This window comes from Sulfurovum sp. TSL6 (assembly GCF_019972115.1).
GTDB lineage: Bacteria > Campylobacterota > Campylobacteria > Campylobacterales > Sulfurovaceae > Sulfurovum.
Window position 1 is genome coordinate 898,568 of sequence record NZ_BPFJ01000001.1, and the last position, 20,406, is coordinate 918,973.

Sequence of the window (20,406 nt, forward strand, 5' to 3'; positions counted from 1 at the left end):
TATACCTTTGTGATAGATTTTACTATACTATATAGTAACATATATTTTAAATATAATAATATATAAGTATTAAAATATAATTTTTACATAGGTTTCATTTTATGGATGATGAAAACGCTGGCTTAGAAACTAATCCCTTCTTCACTAATATTTCGCTAAAATCGCGATAATAATATATAACACTTAAGGAATATCATGGGACTAGGCATCGGACTTGTTGGACTACCAAATGTAGGAAAATCTACAACTTTTAACGCACTCACTAAAGCACAAAATGCAGAAAGTGCAAACTATCCGTTTTGTACCATTGAACCAAATAAAGCAGTGGTACCTGTACCAGACAAAAGACTGGATGAACTTGCGAAGATCGTCAATCCTGAAAAAATACAACACTCAACACTTGATTTCGTTGATATCGCCGGGCTTGTAGCCGGTGCAAGCAAGGGTGAAGGTCTGGGAAATAAATTTCTTGGAAACATCCGTGAAACGGAAGTGATCTTGCATATCGTAAGATGTTTTCATGATGAAAACATTGTGCATACGGAAGGTTCTATTGACCCTATTCGTGATGTTGAGATCATCGAGCAGGAACTGCTCTTTGCTGATATTGATGCTGTACTTAAGCGAATCGAAATGCTTAAGAAAAAGGCCAAAGGTAATGACAAAGATGCAAAAGAACAACTTGTCGTTGCCGAGGCTTTACTTGCACATATAGAAGAAGGTCACCCTGTATCTACTTTTGAAGACAAAGAGAGTGATAGCTTTTTGGCGATAAACAAAGATCTACGTCTTCTTACAGCAAAACCGATCATCTATGGTGCAAATGTAGATGAAGATGGTCTGAGTGAAGACAATGAATATGTACAAAAACTGAAAGCCTATGCTGCTGAACGAAACTCAGAAGTGATCAAACTTTGTGCCAAAGTAGAAGAAGACATGGTAGACTTTGATGATGAGGAAAGAGAAGAAATGCTTGCAGATCTGGGTGTTGAAGAGAGTGGTCTTGACCAGATCATACACAAAGGTTTTGACAAACTTGGACTCATGAGCTACTTTACTGCAGGGGTAAAAGAAGTACGTGCCTGGACAATCCGTAAGGGTACTACAGCGCCTAAAGCTGCAGCAGTTATACATAATGACTTTGAAAAAGGTTTCATCCGTGCAGAAGTCATAAGTTATGAAGACTTTGTACAATACGGTGGTGAAGCTGGTGCTAAAGAAGCGGGTAAAAACAGACTTGAAGGTAAAGAGTACATCGTACAGGATGGCGATGTCATGCACTTTAGATTCAATGTTTAAGAAAGGACTATGATGAGAAAATTACTTTTAATTGGATTGATCGGTTTTACTTTACTGGGTTGTGATAGTAAAAAAGGTACATTTCTTGAAACGGTTAAAAGTGAAAATAACCATTCTACTTCTGTAGCCAAACTAGAGAAACTCATCGTAGATCAAGGTCTCACGCATTTCAGTACTATGGACCATAGAGCAAATGCCAGAAATGTCAAAATGAATTTGAAACCTGAAACGGTTGTGGTCTTTGGCAATCCTAAGATGGGAACGGTCCTCATGAACTGTAATCCTTCTATGGGATTGGATCTGCCTCTTCGTATACTTGTCACAACAAACTATGAGGGTACTACAAGCATTATCTATACCAATCCGGAATACTGGTCTTTAAAACACAATATTAAAGACAAAAATTGTTTAAATATATTAAAAAAAGCAAAAATGGCATTGGCCAATCTTGCTGAAGAAGCAGGTAAAAAATAATATGCAGATCCCTACAAATGAAATACTCTACCGTATACAAAAAGCACTGAACCTCACAACAGAAGAAATGTTAGAAGCCTACAAGCTTGAAGCATATAAAATGGATGCTTCACATTTGGAGTCTCTTTTAAAACGTCATCAAGATGATGGTTTTAACGTAGCTACCTATGAAGAATTAGGTGTATTTTTAGATGGACTTGTTACGCTTAAACGCGGCCCGTCTCCTAAAAAACCCAATGATGATGAAGCTGTAGAACTGACCAATAATCTTATACTCAAAAAGCTTCGTATTGCCCTGGAACTCAAAGAAGCTGAAACAGAGATCATCTTTGGCCTGGCAGATGTTGAACTCAGCAAACAACAACTTGCTTCCCTATTTCGTAAAGAGGGACATAAAAACTTCAGAGCATGCTCTGATGAGTTACTGATGGCATTTTTAGATGGATTGAATGAATTTTATTATGTGGGAGATATAGACTAAGTCTATCTCTTCAATATCGTGAACTTAGAAAAATCACTTCAAGCTATAAAAACCGAATTAGCAAAAAGAGAAACAACATTCAAATTTATACAGCAAATCTACCCGTACTTAGGACATCTCTCTCAAGCAGAAATACTTGCATACTTTCAAGTCACTACGGTCGATGCACTGGACAAACATATTCAACAGATCAAAAGCACGAACTTACACCACACTGATCATTTGAGCAGTGAGAACGCCATCTGCAATTGTACAGACAGTACAGGAGCGTTAAAGACCCTTTATGAGACACAGGCACTTGCAGAACTGGAAATGAAGCAATTAAACGTTAACAATCTTCTAACACTTAGGGTCTATGCATGTCCAAGCGGGAACGGATGGCATTTGACAAAAGGATAACACCTGTCACTGCCTGCCATCATAACTGAAGCTTAGACTTCCAAAACTAGCTTCACAGGACAGTGGTCAGATCCCATGACATGGTCCAAGATATCAGCATCGACTATCTTATCTTTTAAGTCATCAGAAACAAAGAAATAATCGATTCTCCATCCTACGTTCTTTCCTCTGGCTCCTGCTCTGTAACTCCACCAGCTGTAACGGTCTGTTTCATCGCCTTTGACATGTCTAAAAGTATCTATGTAGCCATGATCTATGAGTTTATCCATCCATTCACGTTCTATAGGTAAGAAACCAGATGTTTTTTCATTGGCTTTAGGACGTGCCAGATCAAACTCTTTATGTGCAGTGTTCACATCACCGCATACGACTATAGATTTTCCCTCTTCTCTTAAGGTATTGATATGATTTAAAAAACGATCATAGAACTCCATTTTATAGACCAAACGTTCATCATTGCGTTGTCCGTTCGGGAAATAGACATTAAAATATGCGATATCTCCAAAGTGGTATTCATTGATGCGTCCCTCATCCAGGATATCAACATGCGAACAGCAAGATGCTTCACCTTTGATATCGGTATAGAGTGCTACACCTGACTGTCCTTTGTTGGATGACGAGTTGATACTTTGGAATTTATACTCTCTCTCAAAGATAGTGTCAGGGATCTGGTCTGCCTCTGCTTTGATCTCCTGCAGGCCCAAAAAGTCTACATTTTCTTCATCTATCCACTTGAGTGCCTGCTTCTTCTCTACGGCTCTAATACCATTTACGTTCCATGATATAAAAGTGAGCGTATTGCGGTCTGACATTTTTTCTCCTTGCTGCGAATTTTCGTATGTGTTTATAAATTTCTTCATTATTTTGATAGAATAATACCAAAAGAGACTTCAAAGAAAAAGGGGATCTATGGCACAAGAAGACAAAGCACGCTGGGATGACAAATGGCAGAACAATCCAATGACGGATGAACCCATCAAACTGGTCAGTGACTATGCTTCACTGGCTCCCGGGCTACAGGCACTTGATATTGCCTGCGGTATGGGAAGACATAGCAAATATCTGGCTTCCAGGGGATTTGAAGTCGATGCACTCGACATCTCTTCGGTTGCGATAGAAGAGCTTCAGAATATTCCTCATATTCATGCAAAAGAAGTTGATTTTGATACCTATACCCTGCCAAAAGAGAAGTATGACCTTATCGTATGTACCTATTTTTTAGAGCGCAGACTCTTTCCCCAGATGATCGATGCGCTTAAACCCAACGGTATCATCCTTATGGAAACTTTTTTACATCATCCTGACAATGAGCGTACTGCTTCCAATCCGGCTTTTCTTTTGAATGAAGGTGAACTTGAAACCACTTTTAATACGAAGTGTGAACTTCTACAACTGCCTGAATTTTGGGATCAAGACTATAGAGGATTCAAAACGATGAAAACATCAATGGTGGCTAAAAAGAAAAGTGCGGCTGACAAATGAAATTTTTGAGTCGTAACTATCACACTTAGAACATGAGGGCCAGTTTGCATACTGACCAGCAAGGCTTATGATGTCTTAGATCAAAGATGATGATACCAGTCCAATAAGACCACCGAAAACACCGCCCCACACAACAAGCCACCCTAAATGTTCTTTGATCAGATCTTGTACCAATTCTTTCACCATTTTAGGTGTCAATTCATCCAATCTTCTTGTAATGAGTCCTTCCACCGAAGCGATCATATCTTCACTTAATGCTGAGCTTTGTATATGATGGTCCAGTTGTGCTTTGAATGCAGAAGAAGAAACAATGGAACTTACAGCACTCTTGAGTTTACGTGAAAAAGGATCACGTAATCCTTCTAAGGCTTCTTCCCCACCGAACATCGCGATAGCACCGCCAAATTTCGACTCCATCACCGTCTTAGAGAGTGCATCAAAAGCGGGAGAAAAGTCTGCACCTTCAACCAAAGGGGTCAGATCTATCTTCTCTTCTTCCTTTGCAAAAAAGTCTCCCAGCTGCTCTTTGGTAAAGAACTGTTTCATGATCATTTCACGGATCGATGCTTTAAATGCAGTAAAGTTTTTTTCTATCACGCCTGAACCATAAAGAAATGGTACCTTTTCAAATAACATATGAATAGCAAGTTGGTTTGTTATGGCCCCGGAGAGTGCAAACAGTCCCGTAAAAAGCAGTACATCACGATAGTGAGACGGCACCAGGAAAGATACCCCTACAAGGAGTAAAGAAAAGAGATCTGTTGTGAGGGTTTTTGACATGTGATATCCTCTTCGCATTTTTGGTGTAATATAGCAAAATCTGGATTATATTACGCTATCAACTCAATACCTCAACATTAAAAAGAAGGTATAATCGATTTTAACCATTAATTTATCTATAAAGCTTCTCATGTCTAAAACACTAAACAAAAAGATACAGATCTCACTCTTACTGATCGCAACAATGGGTGTGATGTCCGGCATCACTGTCGTTTCTTCTCTCCCCCTCATCAGTAAAACATTCAGCCATCTCCCTCATATCGAATTTCTTTCAAAGCTGATGTTGACCATTCCTTCCATCATCATTGCACTTTTTGCCCCGATAGCTGGGATCATTGTAGATAAATTTGGCAGGTTAAAACCGCTTTATACAGGGATCTTTCTCTTTGTACTCGGCGGAAGCTCAGGATTTTATCTTGAGAATTTCTATGCTATTCTTGCCGGCCGGGCGGTTCTAGGTACAGCTGTTGCACTACTCATGACCAGTTCTACTGCACTCATAGGTGATTATCTTGATGAAATGGCACGGCATAAATTTATGTCTATTCAAGGGATGGCCGTGGCTATGGGAGGGATAGTCTTTATCACAGCTGGCGGTCTACTAGCTCAACTGCATTGGTCCTACCCTTTTGCTATTTATATCTTGCCTCTGTTCTTTCTTCCTCTGTTACTTACCTCTCTCTATGAACCCGAGAAACATAGGCATGTCGAAAGTGACATAGAGATTGAGGCCAAACTCTGGCCTGTTTACCTCACTGCTTTTTTTGCGATGGTACTTTTTTATATGCTGCCAACACAATTACCTTATCTTATTATAGAGACTTTACATGGCAAGCCAAGTACAATAGGGTTGGTCATTGCTACAGCGATGCTTTTCAATGCACTCACCGCAAGACAATATGCAAAACTCAAAGCAAGGTTTTCCTATATGCATATTTATATGATTACTTTTATTTTTTTTGGTATAGGTCTGTTCATCATTTCTCAAGCCCATTCTATTGCACAACTCTTTTACAGTACTGCATTTATAGGTATAGGATTTGGCCTGATCCTTGTCAATACCAATTCATGGTTTCTTTCGAAAGTCCCTGCCCACAAAAGGGGGAAAGCTTCAGGAGTACTTGCATCAAGTTTCTTTTTAGGACAGTTTTCTTCTCCGTTGCTCCTGGAACCTATAGTACAACTCTATGGGATTCAAGGACTATTTTTGATCGTATCATGTATAGCCTTAATGATATCACTCATACTGTTTTTAAAAGGTAAAATGTCTAAAGCGTAAAAGTATAGATAAAAAGTAGAGGATTCAACGTATCAGTAATTGATGCAGTTCATCGACACTGCGTACGGCATCTGTATGGTCTGTAAAACCCCAGTCTACCATGATATAGTCTATCTCTGCTCTTTTACTTGCCATCTCATCACGTGGACCATCTCCGATAAAAAGTGCCTGGTGACTACTATGTTCCAACTCCTCCAAGATCTTGTGAAGCATCGCCGGATGAGGCTTTCCTTCATGCACATCATCATAACAGGCGATCGTATCAAAATGCCCATAGACCTCTAAGTGTGTCAGTGATTCTATCGTAGAACCCCTATAGGCATTGGTAGCTACTGCCAGGTCGTGCCCTTTGTCTTTAAGGGTTTCAAGCAGTTCTTTAATACCATCATAGAGTACCAATTCCCTTTCATGGTTTTTCGTATAGTACTCAGAAAACCATTTTTCATGGTCCCTGTCAAATGCTTTTGCATGGTAAAAGGTTTGTGCAGGATTAATCGTATGGTCATTCACCAAGCTTAAAATATACTCTTGTTCCATAGGTTCGAAACCCAGGTTTTCACGTACATAATTGATAGCATTGGCTATGGTCAACGAAGAGTTGACCAGTGTACCATCCATATCAAAAATAATCAGTTTTTTATCCACTATTTACTGTTCTTTTTATTCTTAATGGTTGCTTGGTTAAACTTCACGTAAACAGAAAGACTTACTAAAAGCAGTGCGACACCAGAGATAAGATATACGGCATACTCTAGCTGAGCTGGATCTGTCAGTGCAAACTTAAAGACAAGCATCAAGGCTTCAATGGAGAGCGCAATGATAATGGAACCTAAAAAACGTATCATGGTCTGGTGCCCTTCACCTGCCCCCTCTCTTTTCTCCTTACCCAAAACCTCTTCCTCAAATATCGCTTTGACCAGATCAAAAATAGCTAGAGAGAGGGTCAAAAGGATCGTTGCTTTAAACATTTCATTGATGTCAATGGCAGAAAAATCCATTCCGAAATGCAAGAATGCTGTAACACCTTTGACAAAGAGTAAGAGTGAAACGCCTGCAAGTGCTAAAGAGAAAGCGGTATATGCAATTTTACTTAATGTTCCCGAAAATGAGTCAATAGAACTTGGATGCACCATACGTAAAATATTTGGCAAAGTGATATCTACACAGATAATACTGATCAAATTATCTTTGTCATCTACAATAGGAAATGATACAGTGACAACCATCTCATTACTTACATTGGATGGGTATGGTTCCGTTAGGGAACAACGATGCTCTCTTAGCGTTCTATAATAGTAAGCCCTGTCACTTCTATCCTCACCTTTACCAATACCTCTAAGCTTTTTATTCTTAGAGATATTTTCAGTGATCTGTATGCCTTTACCGTCCAGAGCATAGATCGCTTCTGCATCAGCGATACTCTCGTTAAGCGGTTCTAACTTTGCAAGCACCGTAGAAACATCACCATTGATAATAGTTTGAGAAATATGTCTTCCTATGATATAACAAAGGTAAGCTCTTGCTTTCGCACGGACCTGTGCATACTCTTCTATCTCTTTAATCTGCATACTATTCTTCCTTTTATTTGTAAACTTCTATAATACTTTACCTAAAACATCCGTAAATTTTACTTTTTGATTGATCGCTACTTCCGGGAAGATACTCCCCTTTTCTGAGAAGGTCAAAATAGTAGAACCCATCTCAAACCAACCATAGAACTCTCCCCTCTCTACCCAAAAATCTTCATATTCATAATGCACCGGTTCTCTTATCTCTGAGTTCGTTCTCACTTTTTCTTCAAAGGTCACAACCATTTGGCCTACATTAAGTGCAGCCACAAGAACCAAGACCTGCGTTCTGCCCTTTTCATCTTCACACTCAATCACCACTCTCTCATTTTCAATGAACAGGTCCACTTTATGACGAAGCAATGGAAAGTTCACAGGATAGTGTTTACCGGGGATATGTGTCAGGGACTTCACTTTGAGTCTCATCGGCATATGATAACGATGGTAATCCTTGGGAGAAAGATAGAAATTGATAAACTCTCCTCCTTCTACCTTGCTTACTGCCTCCTGATGGTATGCACCAAAAAGCTTCTCAATACTGTAACTCATCCCTTTGATCTGATAGGCTTTACCTTCTTTGATCGGCCCTGCATCAGTGATAAGTGCATCCACACCCGAGATCAGTGCATCTTTATCAGCAGGTAATGCTCTAGGTGTTTCAAAAGCTCTTGTAAAGAGTTTGTTCAGTGTTGGATAAGCGCTAGGCTCCTTAAACTCACTCATATCAAGCCCCATGAGTTTTACATACCCTTTGTTAATAAAATTTTGTACGGGCGATGAGAATGCTTTAGAAGCGAACTTTCCAAATGCACTGGAGAGGATGGAGGTAAAGTGTTTAGCCATTGTGTTTCCTGTAATTGAACCTATGTGTCTGATCCTGGCCAGACGGTTCATAATATATGGAGTATTATACCATTTGTCATTTAGGGTTGGGGTTGTTAGATAAAATACGATACTATCTGTGTCAATATATTCAAGGATACAGCATGGCAAAATACGTACTTTTCGATACAGAGACCACAGGAAACCAAGAACAGGACCGCATCATACAGGTAGGTGCGATGATCGTACACAGTAAAGATGAGATCGAAGTGTTTGATGAACTGTGCCTAGCCCCTGTACCCATCAGTATAGAAGCCATGGAAGTACACAACATCACACCAGACCTCATAGCAGATAAGGGTCTCTATGATGAAACTGATTTTGCGGTAAAAGTACAGCAACTCAACCAAAAAGAGAACTATCTTATCGCGCATAATATCTCTTTTGATATGGGCATGCTGGAAAAAGAGGGTTTTCAAAATCACTATACCCTGATAGATACACTGCGTTGTGCCAAGCACCTGCTTCCTGACAGCCCTAATCACAGACTGCAGTATCTGCGATACGCGCTTGAACTCTATCAGATCGAACAGGCAGAAGCGCAAAAACTTGGCATCACTATCAAAGCTCATGATGCAATAGGTGATGTGCTTGTGATGAAACTGCTGCTTTCTAAACTGGTACGTCTGACACAGGAGAAATTTGCAGGAGTCAACCCTATGCAAAAACTGGCTGAACTCACACAAACGCCTGTGATAATGAAAACCTTTAAATTCGGAAAATATAAAGACAGAGAGATCGCTGAAGTCGTGAATGAAGACAGAGGCTACATTACATGGATGAGAGCGAATCTGGACCTGGATGAAGATATGACCTTTACTTTGGACTATTATCTGGCATCATAAGTGTGGGAGATTGTAGGCAATCTATTTCTACACTCACACTCTGATGAATTTATCTAAAGCTTTCACCCTATTTCTTCCGCTCTCTTTGACATGGTAAAGGGCTTTATCGGCTCTTCTTACAATCGTCTCTATGCTTCTTTCAATATGGTTATATTGGCTGATACCAAAACTGGCAGTGATAAAGAACGTATTATCTTTATCTGTGAACTTTTTAGTGGCTACTCTTTTTCTGATACGTTCAGCAAGGAACAAGGCTTGTTTTTCATTGGTTTCAGGCAATAAAACCAAAAACTCATCACCACCCATTCTAAAAGCATAATCATATTCCCGGATCACACCTTTTACGATCTTTGCTACAGCTTTCAATACATTGTCTCCTGCATCATGACCATAGGTATCATTGATCTCTTTAAAATGGTCGATATCAAACATAATGATCGAGAGACATCTATTGTGCCGTAAGAGACGGTTAAACTCTTTATGTGATATCTCATAATATGCTCTGCGGTTATAGAGCCCTGTTAAGATATCTGTTTTTGCCTCTTTTTCTGCGATGATCCTTTTCTCCTGTGTCATTTTCATACGATCTGCCAGTGCCATAGAAAGCAGAACCACATCGATATACATACCAATGTCATTGGCCTTATAGGTCAGATAGGTATACGGGATATACGACATGACCGTCAGTGCAGTAATAAAAGCACCGATCAAACCACTGGCAGTACCCAGAAGAAAAAATCGGGCAGAATGGTTCCCCGTGAGTAAACTGTACAGAGCGATACCAAAAAGATAAACACTGATCAACAGTATGGATATGATTGAAAGCATCACATGATAATGATAGCCACCGATCATAGCTGAGAGTACTGCTACACCAACGATACCAAAGATCAGGAACGTTGTGATGATGTAAAGGGTATGATGGTATTTCACAAAGTTTAAAAATGATCTTGCAAAAAGCAGTGCGGTCACTACATAAAAATAGATCGAGGTAGACTGTGCCCAGTTTTGCACGGTAGGCCAATGAGGAAAGAGGTACATAAAAGTATAGCCGTTATAAGAAGCATTCATCGCAAAAAAGGCGACCAGGAAGAGTACATAATGAGCATAGTAACGGGCTTTCACACCAAAATAGAGAAAAAGATTATAGAAGAGCATGGCAACAATACCACCATACACCAAACCGATATACATCGACGCATCAGCCTGTTCGGCTAAAAATGATGCTTTATCCATAACAGACATTGCAAAAATAAAAGGATCTCTTGTTTTCACTTGAACATATACGGTAGATATACCCGGTTCAAACAGTGGTTCAAAATTGATAAGATAGTGATCGAGTGCCCTTTTTGAATAAGGATAGATGTTTCCTCCCTGATAGGTTCTGACTTCTCCTTTTGAAGATATGACAGTAACGTTCACTGAGTCAAGCCAGGCTGGTTCAAAGATGATAAGTCTGGATAGAGGTTTGTCTTCTTTATTGATCGCTTTGAACTGATACCAAAATGCTGAATTTGTAAAGGGATGGCTTGCTACGGGTTTATTGAGTGGTATAAAATCTTTAGAAGGAAGATGGCGTATCTCGGATAATGTCATCTTCGCAGTCGTATCCTCATACTCAAGCATCGATTCACCGATTTCATAGTGTGAGTTTGAAAGGTCCAGTACCTTTAACTGTACATCTCCATAGAGAAGGGAAAGATAAGAAAAAAGTACTAAAAAAATTGTTTTTTGCATCTTTTATCCTTGCTATTGATAAGACACACTCTTTTGTACTAGTTTTAATTCTAATTTTGGGTTACTATAATAACATAAAATTATTAACAGGCATTATTTTGATAACATTAGTGTATTCAAACTACCTTTCTGATGAATACTACTTTCAGATAATCTCCCTCTTTAAATTTTTCCATGACCCTGAAATCTTTGGGTAGAGAAAACGTATCTTCTATCTTGTACTTTCCCCCCAGCTCTTTAAATGCCTTGTCAATAAACTCTTTGAATTTCCCCATGTTCAAATTCGCATAATTCGTTGATGCAACGATCACCCCGTCCCTATTTGTTATCTGTATCGCCTCTTTAAGCAGTTTGACATAGTCTTTTGCCACAGAGAAGGTATGCTTTTTCGATCTGGCAAAACTAGGCGGATCCAGTACCACTACATCAAAGAGTATCTCTTTTTTGACTGCATATTTAAAGTAATGAAAGACATCTTCAACAATGATATCCTGTGCTTCTGGATCAATGCCGTTAATGATGAATTGTTCCTCTGTTTTACTGCGGCTTCTTTTCGCAAGATCCACACTGGTGGTCTTGGTTGCACCACCCAAGGCGGCAAAAACAGAAAATGCTCCTGTGTAAGAGAAAGTGTTGAGTACCGTTTTTCCTTTGGCATAACTATCACGAATCGTTTTTCTCACTTCTCTTTGGTCTAAAAAGACACCCACCATAGGTCCATCATCCAGATAGATGGCGAATTTTGCACCATTTTCTTTTACGATCAAAGGAAACTCACCTCTGCTACCACAGACAAAATCATCTGCATCATCAAGGTATTGACCTTTTGTATCAAATCTCTTTTTCTGATAGATACCCTTATACTCTACTTGAGACTTCAGTGCTTCCAGGATATCTTCTCTGAATGCATAAATACCCAGACTGTACCAGGTCACCAGGTAAAAGCCATCAAAATAATCTATCGTTAAACCACCTACGCCGTCACCTTCACCGTTAAAGACCCTGAAAGCAGTAGTGTTATTATCGTTGTAGTAACCTTTTCGGTATTGTATAGCCGCTTTTATTTTATTTCTAAAATACGAAACATCGATCTTTTCCTCTTTTTTAGAGGAGAGTACCCAGCCATACCCTTTGTTCTGTTGACCGTAATACCCTTTAGCGATAAACTTTTTTCTATCATCAAGCAGATGAACGATCATTCCTTCATCTTTTACTTTGCTCCAGTCCACTATAGAGTCTTTGGAGATTAAGGGATATCCGTTCCTGTAATTTTTGATATATTGTGGTTTAATGGTTAAGTCTATTGCATTATTCATATTCATCCTTGACAGCGTACTAACTCTACACCGACATACAATTATTTGTTCCACCGCAGAAGTGGTGTAACTTCCTTTATGACTTTAACTTTTCAGCCACTAGTTCATTCACCACTTGCGGGTTTGCTTTGCCCCCTGTGGCTTTGAGTACTTGTCCTACAAAGAAGCCTAATAATTTTGTATTTCCTGCTTTGAACTTTTCAACATTATCCGGATTTTTTGCAATCACTTCATCAATAATAGGTAAGATTTGTGAAGGGTCACTTATCTGTACAAGCCCTTTATCTTCAACGATCTGTGCCGGACTTTCTCCTGTTTTAGCCATCTCTTCAAATACTTGTTTGGCAATTTTACTTGAAATGGTCTCATCATCAACCATCTTAACAAGTTCACCTATTTGTCTTGCGCTAAATTTCAGCTCATCTGCTTGTTTCTCTTTGAACTCTCTGGCTACTTCATTGGCAACGATGTTAGCGATTGTTACAGGACTATTGTTTACAGATAGAGCCGCTTCATAAAATGATGAAAGTTGTTCATCTCTAGCTAAAATATCAGCAACCATGTCATTTAGTTTTAGCTCAGTAGTGTACTTATCAAACAGTGCTTGTTCAGCTTCACTCATAGGGGATACTTCACCATCTATTTGCACTTGTTTAGCTTGAGGTTTACGTTCACTCTTAGGTGATCCATCATCTGCTTTTTTCTTTTTAGTATAAGAGTCTTTAAGAGCGACAATTTTATTGAACACCGGTGTTTCATCCGTATAATCTATAGGATCGGCATAGAAATACCCCTGTCTTTCAAACTGGAATCTCTCATCAGGTTTCTCTGTGATGACCGCAGGCTCGATCAGCGCATTTTTGATCACTTTTAAAGAGTCTGGATTGATATCTTCCAACCCTTCAGGGGCTTCATCTTTAAAGAGTCTGTCATAGAGTCTTAGTTCTACTCTTTTAGCCTGGGTAGCATCTACCCATTGGATAGCACTTTTAACCTTGATACCACTGGTATCTGAACCACTTTTAGAATCACGGTGATACGCTGCTTTTATCTCTATGATAGTGCCGTCAGCATCTTTGATCACTTCCTTACAAGTGATGATATAAGCATGTCTAAGTCTGACCGGTTGCTCTGGTGTAAGACGGTAATAACCTTTTGGAGGGTTCTCCATAAAGTCATCACGCTCAATATAGATCTCTTTTGAAAAAGGTATCTTTCTTGAACCCTCTTTAGGTACATCATGTGGGTAGTATGGCGCATCAAGTGCTTCTGAACCCTCATAATTTTCAATGGTGACTTTAAGTGGGTCAAGTACACACATCACACGCGGTACTTTTGTATTGAGGTCATCTCTGATACAAAACTCGAGTTGAGAAACATCCACCGTTGAGTTTGCTTTAGCGATACCTATTTGATCACAGAAGTTTAGAATAGACTCTGGCGTATACCCTCTTCTTCTATATCCGGCAATTGTTGGCAATCTAGGGTCATCCCAGCCGCTAACCCTTCCTTCATTCACTAATTCTAAAAGCAATCTTTTACTCATCACCGTATAGTTGATAGCAAGCCTTGCAAACTCATGCTGATAAGGTCTTGGCGGTTTTAGCCCAAGCGTATCAAGTACCCAATCATAAATATCACGGTTATTTTCAAACTCCAGTGTACAGATAGAATGCGTAATGCCTTCAATATAGTCAGACAAGCAGTGACCAAAGTCATACATTGGGAAAATATGCCACGCATCGCCTGCTCTATAGTGGTGTGCGTGTCTGATACGATAGAGAAGCGGATCTCTCATTTTCATATTCGCTGCGGACATATCGATCTTGGCGCGCAGGACGTGTTCACCGTCTTTAAACTCACCGTTTTTCATTCTTTCAAAAAGGTCCAGGTTTTCTTCAACACTGCGATCGGCATATTGAGAGCGTTTTCCCGCTTCGGTGACCGTTCCTCGATATTCACGGATCTCATCTTCACTGAGGCTATCCACGTATGCCTTGCCCATTTTAATAAGTGTAACAGCATAATCGTAGAGTTCAGGAAAATAGTCAGAAGTAAAACGTACACTATTATCCCATTCAAATCCAAGCCACTGTACAGCATCTTTGAGTGCTTCAACATATTTCGTGTCTTCTGTAGTGGGGTTGGTATCATCCATTCTAAGGTTGCAGCGTCCCTGATAGTCACGTGCAATACCAAAATTTATAGCGATAGATTTGGCGTGTCCGATATGTGGGAAACCATTAGGCTCTGGAGGGAATCTTGTATGAACTTCTTTATACTTGCCTGATTCTAAGTCCGCTTCAACGATAGTACGTAAAAAATCTTTGCTCTCACTCATTATTATTAAACCTTTTGATTTTAAAGTTGTATTTTATCCAATTAGAGCTTATCACATCTTAGGTAAAGCGTATTGTCTTCATACTAAATGGCAGGTTGAGTCACGAGAAAAGTGCTTCAAAGTAAAAAGCATAGCAAAACCTATCGCTCTTTAACATACTTATAAATTAAACCCACTATAATAACACTCTTATAAAGTCACAACTTTTGGAGTCAGATAAATGCTTAGATTTGCCCCATCACCTACGGGTGATATGCATATAGAAAACCTTCGTGTAGCACTATTCAACTACATGACAGCCAGACAAAAAGATGTCAACTTCATCGTACGTATAGAAGATACGGATAAAGAGCGAAACATCACTGGCAAAGATACTGAGATCATGGAGATCCTTGAGAAGTTCGCGCTTCCTCACGACAGCGTCTCTCACCAGAGTGAGAACCTTCATATACACCAAACACTGGCGATCAGACTCCTTGAAGAGAAAAAAGCATTTGTCTGTACCTGTACACCCAAAGAGATCGAGGCAGACAGAGAAGAGGCAAAACAGAATAATGTGGCTTACAACTACAGCGGACGGTGTTCAACTGTAGGTGCAGAAGAGCTAAAAAAACTCAAAGAAGATAAGACACCATTTGTCGTGCGTATCAAAAAACCTGATGCACCGATAATCAACCATGACCTTATCAAGGGAGATATTGAGACTGCACCCAATGAAGTAGACTCTTTTGTCATTTTAAAAAGTGACGGAACACCTACTTATAACTTTGCTTGTGCCTGTGATGATATGATCTCAGGGATCAGTCTCATCATCCGTAGTGAGGACCACCTCTCAAACACTCCGAAACAAACACATATCAAAACACTTCTTGGTTATGAGCAGGAGACAGAGTACGCACATTTGCCTATCATACTTAACAGTAAAGGTGAGAAGATGGATATGCAGGATGATGCCAGCTCGATCAAGTGGCTTTTTGAGCAGGGATTCATACCCGATGCGATCGTCAACTACCTGATCTCACTTGGCAACGAAACACCCACAGAGATCTTTACCATGCCTGAGGCACTCGAATGGTTTGATCTGAGCAAACTTTCCAAATCACCTGTAAAGTTTGACATAGATACACTCCGTTTTATCAACGCAGAACACCTTAAACGTCTGGATGACAAACTTCTCTCTACACTCTTTGGTTTTGCAGATGAAGACATCGGAAAACTGGCTAAGCTCTACCTTGAAGAGGCAAGTACGATCAACGAACTTGAATCGAAGATCAACCCTATCTTTGCACCTAAAAATTTTGAAGGTGAATGGAGTGCCCAGATGCACACCCTAGAAGACATCATCCATAATGCTCCTATGATAAATGACTTTAACGCATTTAAAGCACACCTTATGAAAGAGAGTGGACTGGAAGGGAAGAACTTCTTTACACCCTTAAGACTCATTCTTACAGGTGCGGAACATGGACCTGAACTTTCCCAGATCTATTCGCTTATCAAACCATACTTACTGGAGGTAGCATCATGAATGCTCTTATCTACGCCATTGTACAAACTTTACACACAGTACTGAATCTTTATATCTGGATCGTGATCATTGCTGCACTGTTAAGTTTTGTACGACCTGATCCCTATAACCCTATCGTGCAGGTACTTCACCGTTTAACAGAACCTGTCCTAAGCTTTATCAGACGTAAAATGCCATTTGTTGTACTTTCAGGTATCGATCTCTCACCCTTGGTTGTGATCTTAGGTCTACAACTCATTGACAATTTTATGATGCGTGCTGTACTCGGATAATACATGCGCGTGAAGTTTCTTTTTCTTTTATTGCTGCTTGTACTCTCTATGGGTACATCCACACTGCATGCGAAAAAGTTCACCTACGAACAGATCCACAAGATGCCAAAGAGTATAGAAAAAGATTACTATATCTGGCGTTTTCTTTCACAGACCAACACTACAGCTGCTGAAGCCAAAAAGATCATCTATGAAGCAAGCAGACTCAATACAAAGCTTCGAAAAGCTTACAATAACAGAACCGGATCAACTGTTGAACTCCCAAAGATCACAGCAACCGGAGAAACAAACAAAAACTGGAGAAGAAGAAGCAAAGCTCACAAAAGTTTCAAGCATGGGCTTGCTCTGATGCAGCAAAGAAAGCCTAAGCAGGCAGCAGATTATTTTGAGGATGCTAGCAAAAATTATGTACAGCGTTATGACATAGACAAGTCTCTCTTCTGGCTCTATTTGAGTACCAAAGAGGATGAATACATCAAACTTTTACGTGAGAGCTGTGATGTCAATATCTATACATTAATGGCAGCAGACACGATAAACGGAAGATATCCAAAAACCATTACAGAATCCCTTTGGAAAAGTAGTACATGGGGGTTTGATATCGAAGACCCTATCTGTTGGGCTAAAGTCAAACAGAAGATGCATTCAGGTGTTGACCTGGATGATCTGGCAGAGGATCATAAGTCTCAAGAAACGATCGGAATCTATACCTACCTCAAAGCCAAGGCCTGTAACTATACGGAGTCTTACTTCCCCATGCCTTACCGTAAGGCCATGAAACATATGACACCGGAAAGACAAGCACTTATCTATGCTATAGCAAGACAAGAGAGTCGTTTTGTACCGGCTTCTGTCTCACGTTCCTTTGCATTGGGTATGATGCAGTTTATGCCATTTCTCATCGAACATGTTTCCAAAGAGAAAGGTGAGAAGATAGATTATGATGAGATATTCAATCCCTACAAGGCCATAGAGTATGCAGATTACCACCTTGACTATCTTACCAAGTACCTTTACCATCCACTTTTCATAGCCTATGCTTACAATGGAGGTATAGGCTTTACAAGAAGACATATAACTAAAAAACAAAACTTCAGAAGAGGTCCTTATGAACCCTATATGAGTATGGAAAAAATGGAAAACGAAGAAGCTAGAGAATATGGAAAAAAGGTTCTGGCAAATTATGTCATCTATCTCAATAAACTTGGGGTGACAACACGTATATTTCCACTTTTAAGCGTACTGGCCTCACCTTCTGAAACCGATAAATTCAGGAAGTAATATAAAAAACACTGACTATTAAAACGCTTCTTTGGTCAATACATATTTCGCCACTTTGGCAAAGTGTAACGTACCTTTTCCGTAGCGTTTGCTCTCAAAGAGAAGTGTGATCTTTTTATTTGACTCATGGGGAAAAGTAACAAGATAATAACTGCTCCACGGGGTCACAAAAGATAAATCTTTTAATCGTTCATCCTTCAAACTCAGTGCTTTGATCTCTTTAGCTTTTTTTCCATTCAGAGTTAAGGTATTTTCCTCAGAATGTAACGCTCCTGATGCTTTACCTTCCATAGACAATCCCACGATAAAAACTTCATCTCGCGTATCATTATTTTCAAAATTCGGAGTATAGAGATAGGTTGCAGTTAACATGACTTTTGTCACATTATCCTGGTAGAGTTGTGTCTTTTCTGTTTTTTGTAACTGCTTATGATACGTCACTTTTTCACTATAGCCCTGGATCAGATCTGTCTCTTGTTTGGATGTGCAGCCAAGCAGGAGAGCAATGGCTATGAACGATAAACAGGATCTAACCATGTGCACTCCTTGTAATTAATACGGATTTTAACATACATTCAATAAAGATTTATGTATAATTCATTTAATCATCATTCAAGGAAATCATACTGTGAGTAAAAGAGTTGCTGTTGCATTTACCGGTCCATCAAACAGTGGGAAAACCACTCTGGTAGAAAAAGTTGCACAAATATTGATAAAAGAACGTAAAGTAGCCATCATAAAAAATGATCCTAAAGACAAAGCACAGTTTGATGTAGAAGGAAAAGACAGCCATAAATTCTCACAAACAGGTGCAGAAGTCGTGGTCACTTCACCTACACGTACCACCTACTTCTCACAAAGAGAAAAAACATTGGACGATATCGTAGCCATGATCAATGACTTTGATATTCTACTTGTTGAAGGGCTTAAAACGCTTCCGCTGCCGCGTATTGCTGTTTTCAGAAACAAGATCGATGAAAGTTATTTTGCCTGCAGTGAAGCCATAGCGATTGATGACACTATAGACATTGCAAGCTATACTATACCGGAGAATATCGATATACTTGACCTGAATAACACTGCCCAGATCATAGAGTGGATCCATGAGCATGCACAACAATTATAAGTAAAAGAGGATAAAAGATGTTAACCATATTTGAAACCATAGAAAAAATTGCGATCAAAATAGACCATGCGATCAAAACAGAAGACCTAGGGTACAGTGACAGCTCAAACACATCTGGGGAAGATCAACTTAAACTGGATGTAAAAAGCGACTATATTGTAGAAGAAGCTTTTAAAGATGTCTCTCTTGTAAAAGCCTTGGTAAGTGAAGAAAAAGAAGGTGTCTTAGCGTTACATGATAATGGTAAATACACTGTCTGTTATGACCCTTTAGATGGTTCAAGCCTGGCAGATGTCAACCTCTCTGTAGGGTCTATCTTCGGTATCTATGAAGGTGAATTGAAAGCTGAAAATCTTGTAGCCTCTGCTTATGTTGTGTATGGTCCGCGTATTGAACTTGTAACAGCAAGAAAAGGTAGTAACCCGAAACATTACAGAGCACAGGAGGGTCTTTTCAACTTCATCTCCGAGATCACACTCGATGAAAAAGGAAAACTCAATGCTCCTGGCGGGACACAACAAAACTGGATCGAATATCACAAAACATTTGTAGATAGCCTTTTTGCTGAAGGGTACCGTCTCAGATACTCTGGCGGTATGGTACCCGACCTTCACCAGATCCTTTTAAAAGGTGGCGGGATCTTCTCATACCCTGCTACATCAGACAAACCAAATGGTAAACTCAGACAGCTTTTTGAAGTCATTCCTTTTGCTTTCATGTATGAACAGGCTGGTGGACAAGCCATTAATGATAAAGGGTTGAGACTGATGGAACTTATTCCAGGTCACCCGCATGATACAAGCCCTTGTTTCTTCGGTTCCAATTATGAGATCACTAAACTAAAAGATGCTTATGGGATCAAAGCGTAATGTCAGACCAAGTACTCGATGAGTGGCAAATTGCCCTAAAACAGAAAAAATCTGAACTAGAAGCCTGTCAAAAAGAGCATCAGCTAAAAAGCTGTATGCGTTGTGAAAAACTGCTTGATTGTGTCGTTCGTGATAGCTATATCCAAGCTGTCTATGACAGTATGAGTAAAGGTGCCGGTGGGGGATTTGAGTTCTAATAAGACTTTATCAACTTCAACTTCTCTGCCCTGCTCATCTTTTTTTTGATCTCATACTCACGTTTAGAAGCTGAACTTCTATCTGCGTACTCTTCGCTATAAACTAAGCTTACAGGTCTTCTGACACGTGTATATTTTGCCCCTTTATCCGAGCCGTTATGCTCTTCTATACGACGTTCCAATTCTGTAGCGATACCCGTATAAAGTGTCTCATCTGCACACTTTACTATATACACATAATACATCTCTT

General features: G+C 39.6%; 23 protein-coding genes. 13 read left to right on the top strand and 10 right to left on the bottom strand.

The window, feature by feature from the left end:
- Nucleotides 1-195 precede the first annotated feature (195 nt).
- Genes ychF through LDM93_RS04380 form a run of 4 tightly spaced genes read left to right on the top strand, consistent with a single transcriptional unit; the run spans nt 196 to nt 2,653 of the window.
- A complete protein-coding gene (gene ychF / locus LDM93_RS04365; protein ID WP_223890865.1) occupies nt 196-1,299 on the top strand; it encodes a redox-regulated ATPase YchF in 1,104 nt (367 codons plus the stop codon).
- Nucleotides 1,300-1,311: 12 nt separating this feature from the next.
- Entirely contained in the window at nt 1,312-1,773 is a 462-nt protein-coding gene (locus LDM93_RS04370) for a DUF302 domain-containing protein (protein WP_223890866.1), read from the top strand.
- 1 nt (nt 1,774) lies between these two features.
- Complete coding sequence (locus LDM93_RS04375) at nt 1,775-2,254, top strand: DUF1456 family protein (RefSeq protein WP_223890867.1); 480 nt, start codon at nt 1,775-1,777, stop codon at nt 2,252-2,254.
- A gap of 18 nt (nt 2,255-2,272) precedes the next feature.
- Nucleotides 2,273-2,653, top strand: coding sequence for a hypothetical protein (locus tag LDM93_RS04380; protein ID WP_223890868.1), 381 nt, complete (start codon nt 2,273-2,275; stop codon nt 2,651-2,653).
- Between the two features lie 32 nt (nt 2,654-2,685).
- On the opposite strand, the gene LDM93_RS04385 is transcribed toward LDM93_RS04380, so the two are convergent.
- Nucleotides 2,686-3,465: an exodeoxyribonuclease III gene (locus LDM93_RS04385; protein ID WP_223890870.1), complete on the bottom strand. Its 780-nt coding sequence runs from the start codon at nt 3,463-3,465 to the stop codon at nt 2,686-2,688.
- A 97-nt stretch (nt 3,466-3,562) separates the two neighbouring features.
- Here LDM93_RS04385 and LDM93_RS04390 point away from each other — a divergent pair, with 97 nt between their 5' ends.
- Nucleotides 3,563-4,135 carry a bifunctional 2-polyprenyl-6-hydroxyphenol methylase/3-demethylubiquinol 3-O-methyltransferase UbiG gene (locus LDM93_RS04390; protein WP_223890871.1) on the top strand — a complete coding sequence of 191 codons (573 nt, stop codon included), beginning with the start codon at nt 3,563-3,565 and terminating at the stop codon, nt 4,133-4,135.
- Between the two features lie 75 nt (nt 4,136-4,210).
- On the opposite strand, the gene LDM93_RS04395 is transcribed toward LDM93_RS04390, so the two are convergent.
- Nucleotides 4,211-4,915, bottom strand: coding sequence for a DUF445 domain-containing protein (locus LDM93_RS04395; protein ID WP_223890873.1), 705 nt, complete (start codon nt 4,913-4,915; stop codon nt 4,211-4,213).
- 130 nt (nt 4,916-5,045) lie between these two features.
- On the opposite strand from LDM93_RS04395, the gene LDM93_RS04400 reads away from it, so the two are divergent.
- On the top strand, nt 5,046-6,194 hold the full coding sequence (locus LDM93_RS04400; protein WP_223890874.1) for an MFS transporter: 1,149 nt from the start codon (nt 5,046-5,048) through the stop codon (nt 6,192-6,194).
- A gap of 24 nt (nt 6,195-6,218) precedes the next feature.
- Here the strand turns inward: LDM93_RS04400 and LDM93_RS04405 are convergent, their stop codons facing one another.
- From LDM93_RS04405 to LDM93_RS04415, 3 genes are read right to left on the bottom strand one after another with little or no spacing between them, the layout of a single operon-like run.
- On the bottom strand, nt 6,219-6,839 hold the full coding sequence (locus LDM93_RS04405) for an HAD family hydrolase (RefSeq protein WP_223890875.1): 621 nt from the start codon (nt 6,837-6,839) through the stop codon (nt 6,219-6,221).
- The gene (locus LDM93_RS04410; protein ID WP_223890876.1) at nt 6,839-7,762 is read right to left on the bottom strand and encodes a PDC sensor domain-containing protein; all 924 of its coding nucleotides are present in this window, start codon (nt 7,760-7,762) and stop codon (nt 6,839-6,841) included. Before LDM93_RS04410 ends, LDM93_RS04405 begins: the two co-directional genes overlap by 1 nt.
- A gap of 27 nt (nt 7,763-7,789) precedes the next feature.
- Nucleotides 7,790-8,605: a phosphatidylserine decarboxylase gene (locus LDM93_RS04415; RefSeq protein WP_223890877.1), complete on the bottom strand. Its 816-nt coding sequence runs from the start codon at nt 8,603-8,605 to the stop codon at nt 7,790-7,792.
- 143 nt (nt 8,606-8,748) lie between these two features.
- Here LDM93_RS04415 and LDM93_RS04420 point away from each other — a divergent pair, with 143 nt between their 5' ends.
- Nucleotides 8,749-9,489 (top strand): exonuclease domain-containing protein, encoded by a 741-nt coding sequence (locus LDM93_RS04420; RefSeq protein ID WP_223890878.1) that lies wholly within the window; start codon nt 8,749-8,751, stop codon nt 9,487-9,489.
- 33 nt (nt 9,490-9,522) lie between these two features.
- Here the strand turns inward: LDM93_RS04420 and LDM93_RS04425 are convergent, their stop codons facing one another.
- From LDM93_RS04425 to LDM93_RS04435, 3 genes are all read right to left on the bottom strand, one after another.
- Entirely contained in the window at nt 9,523-11,226 is a 1,704-nt protein-coding gene (locus LDM93_RS04425) for a diguanylate cyclase (RefSeq protein WP_223890879.1), read from the bottom strand.
- Between the two features lie 116 nt (nt 11,227-11,342).
- Nucleotides 11,343-12,542: a class I SAM-dependent rRNA methyltransferase gene (locus LDM93_RS04430; protein ID WP_223890880.1), complete on the bottom strand. Its 1,200-nt coding sequence runs from the start codon at nt 12,540-12,542 to the stop codon at nt 11,343-11,345.
- 76 nt (nt 12,543-12,618) lie between these two features.
- Nucleotides 12,619-14,883 carry a glutamine--tRNA ligase/YqeY domain fusion protein gene (locus LDM93_RS04435; protein ID WP_223890881.1) on the bottom strand — a complete coding sequence of 755 codons (2,265 nt, stop codon included), beginning with the start codon at nt 14,881-14,883 and terminating at the stop codon, nt 12,619-12,621.
- 220 nt (nt 14,884-15,103) lie between these two features.
- Between LDM93_RS04435 and gltX the strand changes: the two genes are divergently transcribed.
- The 3 genes from gltX to LDM93_RS04450 are packed head-to-tail and all read left to right on the top strand — an operon-like array spanning nt 15,104 to nt 17,964.
- The gene (gene gltX, locus LDM93_RS04440; protein ID WP_223890882.1) at nt 15,104-16,411 is read left to right on the top strand and encodes a glutamate--tRNA ligase; all 1,308 of its coding nucleotides are present in this window, start codon (nt 15,104-15,106) and stop codon (nt 16,409-16,411) included.
- Complete coding sequence (locus LDM93_RS04445; RefSeq protein ID WP_223890884.1) at nt 16,408-16,683, top strand: YggT family protein; 276 nt, start codon at nt 16,408-16,410, stop codon at nt 16,681-16,683. The genes gltX and LDM93_RS04445 overlap by 4 nt, the downstream gene beginning before the upstream one ends.
- Nucleotides 16,684-16,686: 3 nt before the next feature.
- Complete coding sequence (locus tag LDM93_RS04450) at nt 16,687-17,964, top strand: transglycosylase SLT domain-containing protein (protein ID WP_223890885.1); 1,278 nt, start codon at nt 16,687-16,689, stop codon at nt 17,962-17,964.
- A gap of 18 nt (nt 17,965-17,982) precedes the next feature.
- Here the strand turns inward: LDM93_RS04450 and LDM93_RS04455 are convergent, their stop codons facing one another.
- A complete protein-coding gene (locus LDM93_RS04455; protein ID WP_223890886.1) occupies nt 17,983-18,501 on the bottom strand; it encodes a hypothetical protein in 519 nt (172 codons plus the stop codon).
- Between the two features lie 91 nt (nt 18,502-18,592).
- On the opposite strand from LDM93_RS04455, the gene mobB reads away from it, so the two are divergent.
- Genes mobB through LDM93_RS04470 form a run of 3 tightly spaced genes read left to right on the top strand, consistent with a single transcriptional unit; the run spans nt 18,593 to nt 20,156 of the window.
- Nucleotides 18,593-19,090, top strand: a complete 498-nt coding sequence (gene mobB / locus LDM93_RS04460; protein ID WP_223890887.1) for a molybdopterin-guanine dinucleotide biosynthesis protein B — start codon at nt 18,593-18,595, stop codon at nt 19,088-19,090.
- A gap of 17 nt (nt 19,091-19,107) precedes the next feature.
- Complete coding sequence (locus LDM93_RS04465) at nt 19,108-19,959, top strand: class 1 fructose-bisphosphatase (protein ID WP_223890888.1); 852 nt, start codon at nt 19,108-19,110, stop codon at nt 19,957-19,959.
- Entirely contained in the window at nt 19,959-20,156 is a 198-nt protein-coding gene (locus LDM93_RS04470; RefSeq protein WP_223890889.1) for a hypothetical protein, read from the top strand. The genes LDM93_RS04465 and LDM93_RS04470 overlap by 1 nt, the downstream gene beginning before the upstream one ends.
- Here LDM93_RS04470 and LDM93_RS04475 read toward each other — a convergent pair.
- On the bottom strand, nt 20,153-20,401 hold the full coding sequence (locus LDM93_RS04475) for a GIY-YIG nuclease family protein (protein ID WP_223890890.1): 249 nt from the start codon (nt 20,399-20,401) through the stop codon (nt 20,153-20,155). The two genes, LDM93_RS04470 and LDM93_RS04475, sit on opposite strands and share 4 nt — an antisense overlap.
- Between the last annotated feature and the right edge of the window lie 5 nt (nt 20,402-20,406).